The organism is Pseudomonas maumuensis (assembly GCF_019139675.1).
GTDB lineage: Bacteria > Pseudomonadota > Gammaproteobacteria > Pseudomonadales > Pseudomonadaceae > Aquipseudomonas > Aquipseudomonas maumuensis.
The window spans coordinates 1961911-1975818 of sequence record NZ_CP077077.1; the positions used below are offsets into that span (position 1 = coordinate 1961911).

The window sequence follows — 13908 nt, forward strand, 5'->3', positions numbered from 1 at the left end:
GCGCGCAGCAAGACGCATGGCCACAGGCAAGGAGGGTGCCTGGCCTGCCGCCACCGTGACGCGGCAGGCGCCCCGCAGCTGAACACCGCCGGACACTGGCCCGCGATCAGGGCCGGGCCGGGTTGCCGAGGTCCGCTGTATGCCTGATGAGTTGAACCACCTGCCGTTGATCCAGCGTGTCCTGGCCCGTGAAAAGGACACCCCCGGCGCCTTGTTGCCAATTCTCCACGCCATCCAGGCCGGCGCCGGCTACATCCCCGGCGTCGCCGTCGCCGAGATCGCCCATGCCCTCAACCTCAGCCAGGCCGAGGTGCGCGGGGTGCTCAGCTTCTACCACGATTTCCGTACCACGCCGCCGGCCCGTCATACCCTGCGCCTGTGCCGCGCCGAGTCCTGCCAGAGCCGTGGCGCCGAGGCGCTGGCCGCGCAATTGCGCGAGCAGCTCGGGCTGGATGATCACGGCCGTAGCGAAGACGGTGCGCTCGACCTGCGCCCGGTGTATTGCCTGGGTGCCTGTGCCTGCTCGCCGGCGTTGGAGCTCGATGGCCAGCTCCACGCCCGCGTTACCCCGGAGCGCCTACGGGCGCTGGTGGCGAGCTGCCGAGAGGAGGTGAAGGCATGTTGAACCTGTGCATCTCCTGTGATTCGCTGGCCCGTGCAGTCGGTGCCGACCAAGTGGCCGATGCGGTGGCCCGCGAGGCGGCGCAGCGCAACCTGCCGCTACGCATCAAGCGCACCAGCTCCCGTGGCTTGTATTGGCTAGAGCCGCTGGTAGAACTGGACACTGCGCAAGGCCGGCTGGGCTTCGGGCCGGTCACACCTGAGGATGTCCCGGGCCTGCTCGATGCCCTGGCGGGCGAGCACGCCGGCCATGCGCTGGCGCTGGGGCCGGTCGAGGACATTCCCTACCTGAAAACCCAGCAGCGCCTGTTGTTCGCCCGCGCCGGCATCACCCGGCCACTGTCGCTGGATGACTACCACGCCAACGGTGGCTTCGAGGGGCTGCGCCAGGCCACGTTGCTGGACGGCGACGAAGTGGTCGCGGCGGTACTCGATTCGGGCCTGCGTGGCCGAGGTGGCGCGGCCTTCCCGGCGGGCATCAAGTGGCGCACCGTGCGCCAGGCGCCGGCCACGCAGAAGTACGTGGTGTGCAACGCCGACGAGGGCGACTCCGGTACCTTCGCCGACCGCATGCTGATGGAGGGCGACCCGTTCCTGTTGATCGAGGGCATGATCATCGCCGGCCTCGCCGTGGGGGCGAGCAAGGGCTACATCTATGTGCGCTCGGAGTACCCCGATGCCGTGCGCGCGCTCAACGAGGCGATCCTGCTGGCCCGCGAGGCCGGTTACCTGGATGTCGCCGGCAGCGGCGTGGCCTTCGACCTCGAGGTGCGGGTCGGCGCGGGTGCCTATATCTGTGGCGAGGAAACCGCGCTGCTCGAGTCCCTGGAGGGCAAGCGTGGCATCGTTCGCGCCAAGCCGCCGTTGCCGGCGCTGGAGGGCCTGTTCGGCCAACCGACGCTGGTGCACAACGTGCTCACCCTGGCCTCGGTACCGATCATCCTGGCCAAGGGCGCGGCCTACTACCGCGACTTCGGCATGGGCCGCTCGCTCGGCACCTTGCCGTTCCAGTTGGCCGGCAATATCCGCCATGGCGGGCTGGTGGAGCGCGCTTTCGGCCTGACCCTGCGCGAGCTGGTGGAAGGCTACGGTGGCGGCACCGCCAGTGGCCGGCCGATCAAGGCGGCGCAGGTCGGCGGCCCGCTGGGTGCCTGGGTGCCGCCTGAACAGTTCGACACGCCGCTGGACTACGAGGCCTTCGCCGCCATTGGCGCGATGCTCGGCCACGGCGGTGTGGTGCTGGCCGACGACACCCTGAACATGGCCGGCATGGCCCGCTTCGCCCTGCAGTTCTGCGCCGAAGAATCCTGCGGCAAGTGCACGCCGTGCCGGATCGGTTCGACCCGCGGCGTGGAAGTGGTCGACCGACTGATCGCCAGCACCGACCCGGCCTACCGCGAAAGCCAGGCGGGGTTGCTGCGCGACCTGTGCGACACGATGCAATACGGCTCGCTGTGCGCCATGGGCGGGATGACCCCGTACCCGGTGGTCAGCGCCCTCAAGCACTTCCCCGCCGATTTCGGCCTGGAGGCCGCGCAATGATCAATTACTTCGACCCCGGCAGCGACCTCGACCTGGGTACCCCGCAACGCCTCAGCGAGGTGCAGGTCAGCCTGGTCATCGACGGCCGTTCGATCAGCGTGCCCGCCGGCACCTCGGTGATGCGCGCCGCGGCCATGCTCGGCACCAGCATCCCCAAACTGTGCGCCACCGACAGCCTCGAGGCCTTCGGCTCGTGCCGCATGTGCATGGTCGAGATCGATGGCATGCGCGGCTACCCGGCTTCCTGCACCACGCCTGTGGGCGAGGGCATGGTGGTGCGCACGCAGACGCCACGCCTGGCTGACCTGCGCCGCAACGTGATGGAACTGTATATCTCCGACCATCCGCTGGACTGCCTGACCTGTTCGGCCAACGGCAACTGCGAGTTGCAGACTGTCGCCGGCCAGGTCGGCCTGCGCGAGGTGCGGTATGGCTACGACGGCGCCAATCACCTGGACGAACACAAGGACATTTCCAACCCGTACTTCGACTACGAGCCGAGCAAGTGCATCGTCTGCAGCCGCTGCGTGCGTGCCTGCGAAGACATCCAGGGCACCTTCGCCCTGACCATCACCGGGCGCGGTTTCGACTCGCGGGTGGCGGCGGCCGGCGGTGACGATTTCCTCAGCTCCGAATGCGTGTCCTGTGGCGCCTGCGTGCAGGCCTGCCCGACGGCGACCCTGAGCGAGAAAAGCCTGATCCAGCTCGGCCAGCCCGAGCGCGCGGTGATCACCACCTGTGCCTATTGCGGCGTGGGCTGCTCGTTCCGCGCCGAGATGAAGGGCGACCAGCTGGTGCGCATGGTCCCGGACAAGAATGGCGGCGCCAACCACGGCCATGCCTGCGTCAAGGGCCGCTTCGCCTGGGGCTATGCCACGCACCCGGACCGCATCACCAAGCCGATGATTCGCAAGCGCCTGGAGGACCCGTGGCAAGAGGTCAGCTGGGACGAGGCGGTCACCTATGCCGCCAGCGAGTTGCGGCGCATCCAGCTCAAGTACGGACGAGATTCGATCGGTGGGATCACCTCCAGCCGCTGCACCAACGAAGAGGCGTACCTGGTGCAGAAACTGGTGCGCACGGCCTTCGGCAACAACAACGTCGATACCTGCGCGCGGGTCTGCCATTCGCCCACCGGCTACGGCCTCAAGCAGACCCTGGGTGAGTCCGCCGGCACCCAGAGCTTCGACTCGGTGATGCAGGCCGACGTGGTGCTGGTGATCGGCGCCAACCCCACCGACGCGCATCCGGTGTTCGGCTCGCAGCTCAAGCGCCGCCTGCGCCAGGGCGCGCGATTGATCGTCATCGACCCACGGCGTATCGACCTGGTCGACTCGCCGCATGCCCGTGCCGAACTGCACCTGCAACTGCGTCCGGGTACCAACGTGGCCATGCTCAACGCCCTGGCCCATGTGATCGTCAGCGAGGGCCTGCTCGACCAGCGCTTCATCGATGCCCGCTGCGAAACCGAGGACTTCGCGCGATGGCGCGATTTCGTCGCCCAGCCCGACAATGCGCCTGAAGTGCTCGGCCCGGTGTGCGGCGTACACGCCGAGCAGATTCGCGCCGCCGCCCGGCTGTACGCCACCGGCGGCAATGCGGCGATCTACTATGGCCTGGGCGTGACCGAGCACAGCCAGGGCAGCACTGCGGTAATGGGTATCGCCAACCTGGCCATGGCCACCGGCAACATCGGCCGCGAAGGGGTGGGGGTGAACCCGCTGCGCGGGCAGAACAACGTGCAGGGCTCGTGCGACATGGGCTCGTTCCCCCACGAGTTGCCCGGCTACCGGCATATCTCCAACGAAAGCGTGCGCGCCGAGTTCGAACAGGCCTGGGGCGTGACCCTGCAGCCCGACCCGGGCCTGCGCATACCCAACATGTTCGAGGCTGCGCTGGACGGCAGCTTCAAGGCGCTGTACTGCCAGGGTGAGGATATCGCCCAGAGCGACCCCAACACCCAGCACGTCACCGCCGCGCTGTTGGCGATGGAATGCGTGGTGGTGCAGGACATCTTCCTCAACGAGACGGCCAAGTTCGCCCATGTGTTCCTGCCGGGCAGCTCGTTCCTCGAAAAGGACGGCACCTTCACCAATGCCGAGCGGCGCATCTCGCGGGTGCGCAAGGTCATGGAACCGCTGGCCGGCAAGGCCGACTGGGAGGCGACCCTGGCCTTGGCCGACGCCCTGGGCTATCACATGGACTACCAGCATCCGTCGCAGATCATGGACGAAATCGCCCGCCTGACCCCGACCTTCCGCCGGGTCAGCTATGCCGAGCTCGACCGCCACGGCAGCCTGCAGTGGCCATGCAACGAGGCCGCCCCCGACGGCACGCCGACCATGCACATCGAGCAGTTCGTGCGCGGCAAGGGGCGCTTCATGCTCACCGGCTACGTGCCTACCGACGAGAAGGTCAACAGCCGTTATCCGCTGTTGTTGACCACCGGGCGCATCCTCAGCCAGTACAACGTCGGCGCGCAGACTCGGCGCACCGGCAACGTCGCCTGGCACGACGAGGACCGCCTGGAGATCCACCCCAGCGACGCCGAGAGCCGCGGCATCGCCGACGGCGACTGGGTGGGCGTGGGCAGCCGCGCCGGGCAGAGCGTGCTGCGCGCCAGGGTCAGCAGCCGAGTGGCGCCGGGGGTGGTGTACACCACCTTCCACTTCCCCGAGTCGGGGGCCAACGTGATCACCACCGACAACTCCGACTGGGCCACCAATTGCCCGGAATACAAGGTCACCGCAGTGGAAGTGGTGAAGGTGTTCCAGCCGTCGGAATGGCAGAAACGCTATCAGAGTTTCAGCGACGAGCAGCGGCGCTTGCTCAAGGAGCGGCGTCAGGCGGAAAAGGCGGAGGTGCGCCGATGAGCAGCGACAACCTGGTGAAGATGGCCAACCAGATCGGCCATTACTTCGATAGTGAGCCGGACCATGCCAAGGCGGTGCAGGGGGTGAGGCAGCATCTGCAGAGCTTCTGGACGCCTGGCATGCGTCGGCAGTTGACCGAGAGGGTGCAGGCTGATGGGGGCCTGGAGTTGGATGCGCTGGTGCGAGAGGCGGTGCACCCGGTGATTTGATGTAGGGCAGGATCGGCCCATCGCCGGCAAGCCGGCTCCCACTCCGACCGCGTCAGCTCGAGATCATGCGCTACCCTGTGGGAGCCGGCTTGCCGGCGATGGGGCGCAAGGCGGCCCGGCTTATTCTGATATCCAGAAATAGACCCGCTCCGGGTCCCTTTGGTCGAGGTTTTCGACTACGCCGTTCTCGACGAAGCCCTGGCGCTCCAGCAAGCGGCGCATCGGCTCATTGGAGCGATTGGTCGAGGTGAACAGCTTCTGCCCACGGCAATCGACTTGTATGCAGGCCAGCAGCGCAGCCCCCAGCCCAGCGCGCCGATGGTTTTCGCCAACCATCAGCATCTCGATGAACGCACAGCCGAAGAAGTGTCGGTGCATCACCGCATAGGCGGCCGCGTTGCCTTGTACTTCGGCCACCAGGCAACGGTACCGCCCGAGCCAGTCGGCAATCTGCTCGGCACGCTGCGGGTCTTGGCGGGCAACGCTGTCGATTGCGATCAGTGCCGGCAGGTCCTGTAGTCCAGCAAGGCGAATATGCATGGTGGGGCTCTGCGATGAAGGTGCCGCGATTATCCGCGCCCGGACACGTCCTGCACAGATGTTGGCGCAGCGCATGGCCTGGATGAAATGTCCGTCATGTTCGCAGGGTTAACGAATAGCCGGTGCTACGCTCGCAAAAACACCCTGACGGAAGCCCACCATGGACATGAACTGGCACCAGGCCCTGCAAGCGAGCCTGAGCTGGCTGGCGATCGCCTCGTTGGTCACCCTTGGCTGCTTCATCGCCGCCGCCTTCCTGGCGGTGTACTGCACCCGCTGGGGCGCTCAGTTCTGGCAACTGGCCGGGCCTTATTTCAGTTGGCGGCGCAGCTGGCGCCCGCTGCTGGCCTTCGCCCTGCTGCTGGTGCTGACGTTGTTCGCGGTGCGCCTGAACGTGCTGTTTTCGTTCTGGTACAACGGTTTCTACAGTGCCTTGCAGGCCCTGGACCAGACGGCGTTCTGGTACATGCTCGGGGTGTTCGCGGTGCTGGCGACCATCCATGTACTGCGTTCGCTGTTCACCTTCTATGTGACCCAGGCCTTCAACATTCGCTGGCGGGTGTGGCTCACCGAGCGCCTGACCGCCGACTGGATGCACGGCGATGCCTACTACCGTGGACAGTTTCTCGCAGAGCCCGTGGACAACCCCGACCAGCGCATCGAGCTGGACGTGAACAACTTCGTCACAGGTTCCCTTTCCCTGGCGCTGGGGGCGGTTGGCGCGGTGGTGTCGCTGGTGGCGTTCACCGGCATTCTCTGGGGCCTGTCGGCGCCACTGGCCGTGGCCGGCGTCGAAATCCCCCGGGCGATGGTGTTTGCCGTTTACATCTATGTGCTGATCGCCACCTGGATCGCCTTTCGCCTCGGCCAGCCGCTGATCCGCCTGAATTTCCTTAATGAAAAACTCACCGCCAACTTCCGCTACGCGCTGATGCGCCTACGCGAGAACGCCGAGAACATCGCCTTCTACCAGGGCGCGCAGGTGGAGCGCGGCACCTTGCTCGGGCGTTTCTTCGCCTTGATCGGCAACGCCTGGGCCCTGGTGTTCCGAAACCTCAAGTTCAGCGGGTTCAACCTGGGCGTCAGCCAGGTGGCGGTGGTGTTCCCGTTCATCCTCCAAGCGCCGCGCTTTTTCAGTGGTGCGATCAAGCTCGGCGATGTGATGCAGACCGCCCAGGCCTTCGGCCAGGTGCAGGATTCACTGTCGTTCTTCCGTGAGTCCTACGACACCTTCGCCCAGTATCGCGCCACCCTAGACCGTTTGACCGGGTTTCTCGATGCCAACCAGCAGGCCAGTGAGTTGCCACGGGTGACCACCGTGGACCAGGCGCATGCGCTGGGCATTCATGGTTTGCAGGTGCGCCGCCCCGACGGCCACGCGCTGATTGCCGATCTCGACCTGAATTTGCACAGCGGTCAGGCGCTGCTGATCAAAGGGCCCTCGGGCAGCGGCAAGACCACCTTGCTGCGCGCCCTGGCGGGCCTGTGGCCCCATGCCGAGGGCGAGGTCAGGCGACCGCTGGGGACGCAGGCGCTGTTCCTCTCGCAGCGCCCGTACCTGCCGCTGGGCGACCTGCGCACGGCCATCGCCTATCCGGCACAGGGCGCGCCCGGCGACGATGCGCGCATGCAGCAGGCTCTGCGCCAGGTCAATCTCGCTCATCTGGCCGAACGGCTGGACGAGCAGCGCGATTGGTCGCGGATCCTGTCGCTGGGCGAACAGCAGCGCCTGGCGTTTTCCCGGGTGCTGTTCAACCAGCCGCAGGTGGTGTTCCTCGACGAGTCCACCTCGGCAATGGACGAAGGGTTGGAGCATGCGCTGTATTCGCTGCTGCGCGCGGAGCTGCCAGCGACGCTGCTGGTCAGTGTCGGGCACCGCAGCACCTTGGCGGGGTTTCATTCCCATCGCCTGGAGGTGGATGGGCAGGGGGGCTGGTCGCTGCTGGAGCAACAGCCCGCAGCCATGACTCTGTAATTCCAGGCACCCCGCGTAGCCGTAGAAGCGGGCTCGCCCCGCGATAGCGTCAGGTCAGGCAATGAAGCTGACCCTGTGGCGTTGGCGCGGGGCAAGCTCGCTCCCGCGATCAGCCATTGCGCCGGATAAACCACAGCCCCGCCAATGTGATCGCGGCGCAGGCGGCCCCAAACATGAACGTCGTCTGGTACCCCGCCCAGTCCCACAGTCCTCCAGCCAGCACACTGGCGGCCAGCAACGCGGCCCCGGTCACCAGATGGAACACGCCGAACGCAGTCCCGCGCAGCGCCTCGGGTGCGCTGTCGGCGATCAGGGCGCTGAACACGCCTTGGGTAAACCCCATGTGCAGCCCCCACAAGATCACGCCCAGCGCCAGGCCGGACAGGCCCGGCAACCAGGCCAGCAGTAGATCGGCCAGTACCAGCAGAACCAGCCCGAACATCAACACACCGCGTCGCCCGACCTTGTCGGAGAGTGCCCCGGCAGGATAGGCCGACAGTGAATACGCCAGCGACATCAGCACCAGCACCGCTGGCGCCCACAAGGGGGCAAGTCCAAGCGCCTGGCCTCGCAGTAACAGAAACGCTTCGCTAAAGCGCGCCAAGGTGAACAGTGTGGCCAGGATGACCAGGCGCCAGTAACCGTTACCCAACCGGGCCAGTTCGCGCAGTGCCAGAGGCGCAGCCACCTTGATGGCCGCCGCAGGTTTATCGGGCTCGCGGACGCAGACAATCAGCACGTACAGAGCCATGAACGCCGGGACCACCGCTACCCAGAACACCGTCTGGAAGTGGCTCGCGGTCAGCCACATCAACAGGATCGCCAGCAACGGCCCGACAAAGGCACCTACCGTATCCAGCGCCTGGCGCAGGCCGAATGCTGCACCGCGCAGTTCGGCGGGGGTGATGTCGGCGACAAGCGCATCCCGTGGCGCGCCGCGGATGCCCTTGCCGACTCGGTCGACGAAGCGTGCCGCAATCAGCCATTCCGGCCCTGGAGCCAGCGGAAACACCGGTTTGGTCATCGCAGCAAGACCGTAGCCGAGCACCGTCAACAGCTTGCGTTTGCCCAGGCGGTCGCTGAGGGCGCCGGAAAACACCTTGGTGATCGCCGCCGTCGCCTCGGCGATGCCTTCGATCAGGCCAACGGCCAGCACCGAGGTGCCGAGCACGCTGACCATGTACAGAGGGAGCAGGGCGTGGATCATCTCCGAGGAGGTGTCCATCAGCAGCGAGACCACGCCCAGGGCCCAGACACTACGGGGGATGGGGGGAAGAGCGTGACGGCGGCGCATGTGTGGATCGTTGTTCATCGGTGATCTCGGCCTTGCTCCGATATCACTGTAGACAGAACCAGCCTCAGCGTCGGCAAGCCGGCTTGCCGAAAGGGCCGCAGAGCGGCCCCAAGGTGTTGGGCAGCTTACGACTTGAAGCGCCCCACCAGCCCGTTCAGTTCATCCGATAGCTGCGCCAGCCTGCCGGAGTCGGCCTGGGCCGAGCTGGCCAATCCTTCCACCAGCCGTGCTTCGTCGTAGATCTGCTGGATATGCCGGTTGATCTCCTCGGCCACGCTGTGCTGCTCCTCGGCGGCGGCGGAGATCTGCAGGTTCTGGTCACGGATCTCGTTCACCGAGAGCTGGATGCCTTCGAAGCTGTCGCGGGCATTCTCGATCGATGACACGCTGGCCCGCGACAGATCCAGGCAGCTTTCCATTTTCTGCGAGACCTCTTGGGTCTTGCCGCCGAGGGTGTTGAGCAGTTGGTCGATCTCACCGGTGGAGTCGGCCGTGCGCTTGGCCAGTGCCCGCACCTCGTCGGCCACCACGGCAAAGCCGCGGCCCTGATCGCCAGCCCGGGCGGCCTCGATGGCGGCGTTGAGGGCCAGCAGGTTGGTCTGCTCGGCGATGGCGCGGATGGTGCCGAGGATCTGATTGATGCTGCGGCTGCCTTCTTCCAGTTCGACCATGGCCTGGGACGACTCGCTCAGGCGTCGGCCCAGGCGATTGACGTTGTCGGTGGTCGCTTCGATCTGCTGCTTGCCCTCGGCCACGCGGCGGTGACCCTTTTCGGCGGCATCGGCGGCGCTGCTGCACGAGCGCGCCACTTCGTTGGCGGTGGCGACCATCTCGTTGAACGCGGTGGACACCAGTTCCACTGCCTCGCGCTGGCGCCCGGCGGCCTCGTTCATGTTGCCGGCCATCTCGCTGTTGCTGCGCGAGGCTTCGTGCAGGTTGGTCGAGGCCGCGCCGATGCGCTGGATCAGCTGGCGGATGGCGGCGAGGAACTTGTTGAACCAGCCTGCCAGCTCGGCTGTTTCATCCTTGCCCTGGACCTGCAGGTCGCGGCGCAGGTCGCCTTCACCCTCGGCGATCGACTGCAGGCCGGTGCTGACCTGGCCGATGGGCTTGACGATGACCCGCGAGAACGCCGCTGCCACCAGGGCAAAGACCAAGGCCAGCACGACCACGATGAGCGCGGTGAGGTAGGTCATGCGGGTCGCGGCGGCCATCACTTCGTCGTACTCGATCAGGCCGACGAAGCGCCAGCCCAGGCCTGGCGAAGTCCACACGTTGGCCATGTAGCGCACGCCGTCGATCACCACCTCGGTGGAGCCCTGGGTGGTGGCGGCCAGTTGCGCGTAGGGCGCGCCGAGGTCCTTGAGCTGCTTGAAGCCGTGGGTGGCGTTGCGCGGGTCGACCAGCACGGTGCCGTCCTCGATCAGCATCACGTAGCCGCTGTCGCCCAGCTTGATGCTCTTGACCAGCTCGGTGAGGTTCTTCAGCGACACGCTGACCACGAACACGCCCTTGGCCTTGCCGGCTTCGTCGAGCAGCGCCCGAGCGGTGCCGACCAGGGCCACGTCGTCTTTGTCGTAGTAGTAGGCGGTGGTCCGCACGGTCTTGTCCGGGCTGGCCATGGCGGCCTTGTACCAAGGGCGAGTGCGCGGGTCGTACTTGGCCAGCTGTGGATCGTCCGGCCATTTGGCGTAGCTGCCGTCTTCCAGGCCAATGGAGAGGATCGCCGCCGCCGGGTGGGTGGTGCCATAGCGGGCGAAGGCGTCGATGACCTTCTGCGCAGCCTCGGGCATCGGCCGGCTGGCGGCGTCGGCGCCGGTGTAGTCCTTCAGTGAAGTGACCGAGGTGTATACAGGATCCTTGGCCATTTGATCGACATTCTGCACTGTGCCATCGAAGAACTGGCGCATGTTGCCGTCGATCTGGCGGATTTCCCGGGTGCTGCCGTCGAGGAACTGGTCCACCGCCTCGTTGCGGATGTTCAGCACCGAAATCCCACCGACCAGGGCCACCGGGATGAAGGCCACCAGTACGAAGGCCAGGATCAGTTTGTTTTTTATTTTCATCGTGACGCCCATCCGTGAGTGTGAAGGGTGTACATGGCCGCTGCGCTGGAGTGGTGGCCACTTGCTACCTTTTCTGTTTCGGCGGGCGGAATATAAACCTTTAGTAGATGTTTCGTGTACAGGAAACTTAGAAATTGTCCTGACTTCCTGGGCAGGTAGCAGAGTGGTGTGTACGCGGGCTTGCCCCGCGAAGAGGGTTGGACGGTCGTTTCAAGAGGGATTACTAAGATTTTCCATATCTAGCGTAGGACATTTCCCAAGCAGCCTTTTGCGGCCTTTCAGCTGTTGTGCTGGTCAGCCGCGTTCCTTAGTCTCGCCCAGTCGTTGCCAATTCAACGACCGGGTGTGCAAGCCCGAGGATATGCTTCAAGTCGCTCTATGGCGGCTGTACGAGGGAGGCCTTCGGGCCAGCCGGGTTCCTACATCCACGGTCTTGCACACCCGCGTACAGCTGCCTCCCCCGTTCCGAGCGCAAGCGGATATCCGCAGCGCCCCTGGCTACTTTCAGTGATCGAGCAGCTTGTGATAGGTCACGAAGTCCTGCTCGGCCTCATACCCCAGCGATTCATACAGCGCCTGGGCGGCAAGGTTGCTCCTGGCGGTGTCCAGGCTCAACCGCTGCGCGCCCTCGGCCTGGAAGATCCCGATCAGTTGCTGCATCAGGTAACGGGCATGACCGCCCCTGCGGGCGTGCGGGACGACGAACAGGTCATACAGCCAGTAGAAGCGCTTCATTGCCAGCGAGCAGGTGGCCGGGTACAGCTGGGCAAAGGCGATGGCCTGACCCTCGTCGTCCAGCAGCAGGTAGATTCGCGAGTTGCCGGTTTCGAGGTTGGCCTTGAGGAATGCATGGGAAGCGGGGAGGTCGTCCGCCTCCTGGTAGAACATCCGGTACTGGTTGAAGAGGTCCGCGGCGGCGTCCAGGTGGTGCAGATCACAGGCAATGACGTTCATGTCGGGGCTCGCTGTCAGGTTGTTCGGTGCCCTGGTCATACAGGGTGGCGGGGTATCAGCAGACCAGGACGCGTCGCGCTTCGAGCCATTGTTCGAAGCAGGTGAAGGTAGCTACCGCCGCTGCTACCGTCCGGGCCTGTGCAGCGGGCTGCGGATCGGCGGCAGCCAGGCGCTGGAGAAAGCTGCGCCAACGTGCTCCGGTCTGCGCGCCATAGATGTCGAGAAACGCTCCGCCGCTGTCGGTGTCGATGCCCAAGCGTTCAGCCATGGCCCGCTTGAGCACCTGGCCGCCAAGGGTGGAGCCTTCCAGTACATACATCACGCCCAGTGCGCTCGCTTCATCGTCGATGCGAGGCAGGGCGTGGCACACGGGCAGTGCTTGGGCATCGATGGCCAGGGCGCCCAGGTCGCGGGACAAGGCGGGCGTCTTGTTGCGTTCGGCGGTCTGGTACTCGGCCAGCAAGGTATCCAGCGGCGCGTGGAAGCCGTGGTAAGCCGCAAGCAGGCGTGCATAGGCCGCCCGGTCGAAGCCTGCGCTGAAAAACGGCAGGCGCGCTTCCAACCCTTGGTGGCAGGCGCGGGTTCCTTCGCGCAGGGCAAGCAATAGGGGGCTGACGGTAACGGACATGGCGCAGGCTCTGGCAGTGACGCAGCCGATACTGCCAGATCCCGTGGCGCGATCACCACTGCCGATTTTGCGCACCTGGCCGTTGAACTGTGGAATCATTGCGCCGCCTCTGGAACGAGGCTTTCACAGCCAAGACAGGAATGCAGCACGATGCGCGCAACAACATGGAACTGGCTGGCCCTGGGGCTGGCGTTGCTGCCGGGCCTGGCCGCCGCGGCGGAACCAGAGCCGGTACCGGTATACCGGGAGATCAAGGACTGGATTGTAGGCTGCGACAACACGCGTTTCTGCACCGCGGTCCTGGCCGATCACCCGGAGCGGATGCGAGTGGGCATGCTGGTGCAGCGTGAGGCGGGCGCCTGGGGCAACCTGCATTTGACCCTTGTGGGGAGCACCGACTGGTCGGGCGAGCCCATGCTCGACGGCCAGCTACTGGTCGCCCCCTGGCGCATGACCCGTGGTGTCGAGACCACCCTGGAACTGGAGGGCGCCGATGCCTATGCCGTGTTGCGGCAATTGCGCAATGGCCAGCGCCTGGTGGACGACACCCGGCCAGGGGAGCGGGTGAGTTCGCTGCAGGGGCTGAGCGCCGCCTTGCTGCTGATGGATGCGGTGCAGGGCCGGGTCGGCCACTACAGTGCGCTGATACGCCCCGGCGACAGCGTTGCCGATGCGCAGTTGCCAACTCCGGCCAAGCCACAGGTGCCGGCATTTGTGGCAGCTACGGCCCTGGGCGCGCAGGAGCAAGCGGGCATCACCCAAGTGGTGATGGCCAAGGCGGCCGCCGAGAACCAGTTGAAGAACGAATACGATGTCGCTCCCAAGCTCGAGCTGCATGCGCTGGACGATCAGCATGCGCTGGCGTTGCTCAGCTACAACTGCGATGACTTCCACTGCCTCTACGCGTTGTACAAGGTGTCGCGTGAAGCGCCTTACACCCTCGGGCCGCTGGAGTTCGAGGCGCCATCGAGCCCGGTGGTGATCAGCCGGATGCGCGACGCCATCGAGTTCTACCCTGGCAAAGGCGAGCTCCACAGCTATGCCAAGGACGACTATCCCGGCAGTTGTGGGGTGGAGGAAAGCTGGCGCTACGATGGCATGCGCATGCGCTTGCTCAGGCTGTCACGGATGGACCGCTGCGCCGAAGTGGGCACCGACAGTTGGCCGGTACTCTGGCGCAGTGAAGGCTGAACGCGCAAAAGGGAT

At 65.7% G+C, this 13908-nt stretch carries 11 protein-coding genes and 1 pseudogene; 6 read left to right on the forward strand and 6 right to left on the reverse strand.

The features are described 5' to 3' along the window. Positions 1 to 139: 139 nt before the first annotated feature. The 4 genes from KSS90_RS08985 to KSS90_RS09000 are packed head-to-tail and all read left to right on the forward strand — an operon-like array spanning position 140 to position 5245. The gene (locus KSS90_RS08985; protein ID WP_217869065.1) at positions 140 to 625 is read left to right on the forward strand and encodes a formate dehydrogenase subunit gamma; all 486 of its coding nucleotides are present in this window, start codon (positions 140 to 142) and stop codon (positions 623 to 625) included. Then, positions 619 to 2163: a formate dehydrogenase beta subunit gene (locus tag KSS90_RS08990; RefSeq protein ID WP_217869066.1), complete on the forward strand. Its 1545-nt coding sequence runs from the start codon at positions 619 to 621 to the stop codon at positions 2161 to 2163. Before KSS90_RS08985 ends, KSS90_RS08990 begins: the two co-directional genes overlap by 7 nt. Then, positions 2160 to 5036: a formate dehydrogenase subunit alpha gene (fdhF, locus tag KSS90_RS08995; RefSeq protein WP_217869067.1), complete on the forward strand. Its 2877-nt coding sequence runs from the start codon at positions 2160 to 2162 to the stop codon at positions 5034 to 5036. Before KSS90_RS08990 ends, fdhF begins: the two co-directional genes overlap by 4 nt. Continuing rightward, positions 5033 to 5245 carry a formate dehydrogenase subunit delta gene (locus tag KSS90_RS09000; RefSeq protein ID WP_217869068.1) on the forward strand — a complete coding sequence of 71 codons (213 nt, stop codon included), beginning with the start codon at positions 5033 to 5035 and terminating at the stop codon, positions 5243 to 5245. Before fdhF ends, KSS90_RS09000 begins: the two co-directional genes overlap by 4 nt. A gap of 120 nt (positions 5246 to 5365) precedes the next feature. Here the strand turns inward: KSS90_RS09000 and KSS90_RS09005 are convergent, their stop codons facing one another. Continuing rightward, positions 5366 to 5785 (reverse strand): GNAT family N-acetyltransferase, encoded by a 420-nt coding sequence (locus KSS90_RS09005; protein WP_217869069.1) that lies wholly within the window; start codon positions 5783 to 5785, stop codon positions 5366 to 5368. 160 nt (positions 5786 to 5945) lie between these two features. Here KSS90_RS09005 and KSS90_RS09010 point away from each other — a divergent pair, with 160 nt between their 5' ends. Then, positions 5946 to 7760 (forward strand): ABC transporter ATP-binding protein/permease, encoded by a 1815-nt coding sequence (locus KSS90_RS09010; RefSeq protein ID WP_217869070.1) that lies wholly within the window; start codon positions 5946 to 5948, stop codon positions 7758 to 7760. 109 nt (positions 7761 to 7869) lie between these two features. Here the strand turns inward: KSS90_RS09010 and KSS90_RS09015 are convergent, their stop codons facing one another. From KSS90_RS09015 to KSS90_RS09030, 5 genes and pseudogenes are all read right to left on the reverse strand, one after another. Next, on the reverse strand, positions 7870 to 9054 hold the full coding sequence (locus KSS90_RS09015; protein WP_225933142.1) for an MFS transporter: 1185 nt from the start codon (positions 9052 to 9054) through the stop codon (positions 7870 to 7872). Between the two features lie 125 nt (positions 9055 to 9179). Next, on the reverse strand, positions 9180 to 9959 hold the full coding sequence (locus tag KSS90_RS25865) for a methyl-accepting chemotaxis protein (protein ID WP_437180086.1): 780 nt from the start codon (positions 9957 to 9959) through the stop codon (positions 9180 to 9182). A 75-nt stretch (positions 9960 to 10034) separates the two neighbouring features. Then, positions 10035 to 11132: pseudogene (locus KSS90_RS25870) on the reverse strand (HAMP domain-containing protein); the annotation flags it as partial. A gap of 492 nt (positions 11133 to 11624) precedes the next feature. Beyond that, the gene (locus KSS90_RS09025; protein WP_217869073.1) at positions 11625 to 12074 is read right to left on the reverse strand and encodes a GNAT family N-acetyltransferase; all 450 of its coding nucleotides are present in this window, start codon (positions 12072 to 12074) and stop codon (positions 11625 to 11627) included. 55 nt (positions 12075 to 12129) lie between these two features. Further along, positions 12130 to 12702 (reverse strand): biliverdin-producing heme oxygenase, encoded by a 573-nt coding sequence (locus KSS90_RS09030; protein ID WP_217869074.1) that lies wholly within the window; start codon positions 12700 to 12702, stop codon positions 12130 to 12132. A gap of 150 nt (positions 12703 to 12852) precedes the next feature. Between KSS90_RS09030 and KSS90_RS09035 the strand changes: the two genes are divergently transcribed. After that, a complete protein-coding gene (locus tag KSS90_RS09035; protein ID WP_217869075.1) occupies positions 12853 to 13893 on the forward strand; it encodes a DUF1176 domain-containing protein in 1041 nt (346 codons plus the stop codon). Positions 13894 to 13908 lie beyond the last annotated feature (15 nt).

Excerpts from the sequence above, each read along its gene's own strand:
- KSS90_RS08985 (WP_217869065.1), top strand. The coding sequence starts at position 140 with ATGCCTGATGAGTTGAACCACCTGCCGTTGATCCAGCGTGTCCTGGCC.
- KSS90_RS08990 (WP_217869066.1), top strand. The coding sequence starts at position 619 with ATGTTGAACCTGTGCATCTCCTGTGATTCGCTGGCCCGTGCAGTCGGT.
- fdhF (WP_217869067.1), top strand. The coding sequence starts at position 2,160 with ATGATCAATTACTTCGACCCCGGCAGCGACCTCGACCTGGGTACCCCG.
- KSS90_RS09000 (WP_217869068.1), top strand. The coding sequence starts at position 5,033 with ATGAGCAGCGACAACCTGGTGAAGATGGCCAACCAGATCGGCCATTAC.
- KSS90_RS09005 (WP_217869069.1), bottom strand. The coding sequence starts at position 5,785 with ATGCATATTCGCCTTGCTGGACTACAGGACCTGCCGGCACTGATCGCA.
- KSS90_RS09010 (WP_217869070.1), top strand. The coding sequence starts at position 5,946 with ATGGACATGAACTGGCACCAGGCCCTGCAAGCGAGCCTGAGCTGGCTG.
- KSS90_RS09015 (WP_225933142.1), bottom strand. The coding sequence starts at position 9,054 with ATGCGCCGCCGTCACGCTCTTCCCCCCATCCCCCGTAGTGTCTGGGCC.
- KSS90_RS25865 (WP_437180086.1), bottom strand. The coding sequence starts at position 9,959 with ATGGCCGGCAACATGAACGAGGCCGCCGGGCGCCAGCGCGAGGCAGTG.
- KSS90_RS09025 (WP_217869073.1), bottom strand. The coding sequence starts at position 12,074 with ATGAACGTCATTGCCTGTGATCTGCACCACCTGGACGCCGCCGCGGAC.
- KSS90_RS09030 (WP_217869074.1), bottom strand. The coding sequence starts at position 12,702 with ATGTCCGTTACCGTCAGCCCCCTATTGCTTGCCCTGCGCGAAGGAACC.
- KSS90_RS09035 (WP_217869075.1), top strand. The coding sequence starts at position 12,853 with ATGCGCGCAACAACATGGAACTGGCTGGCCCTGGGGCTGGCGTTGCTG.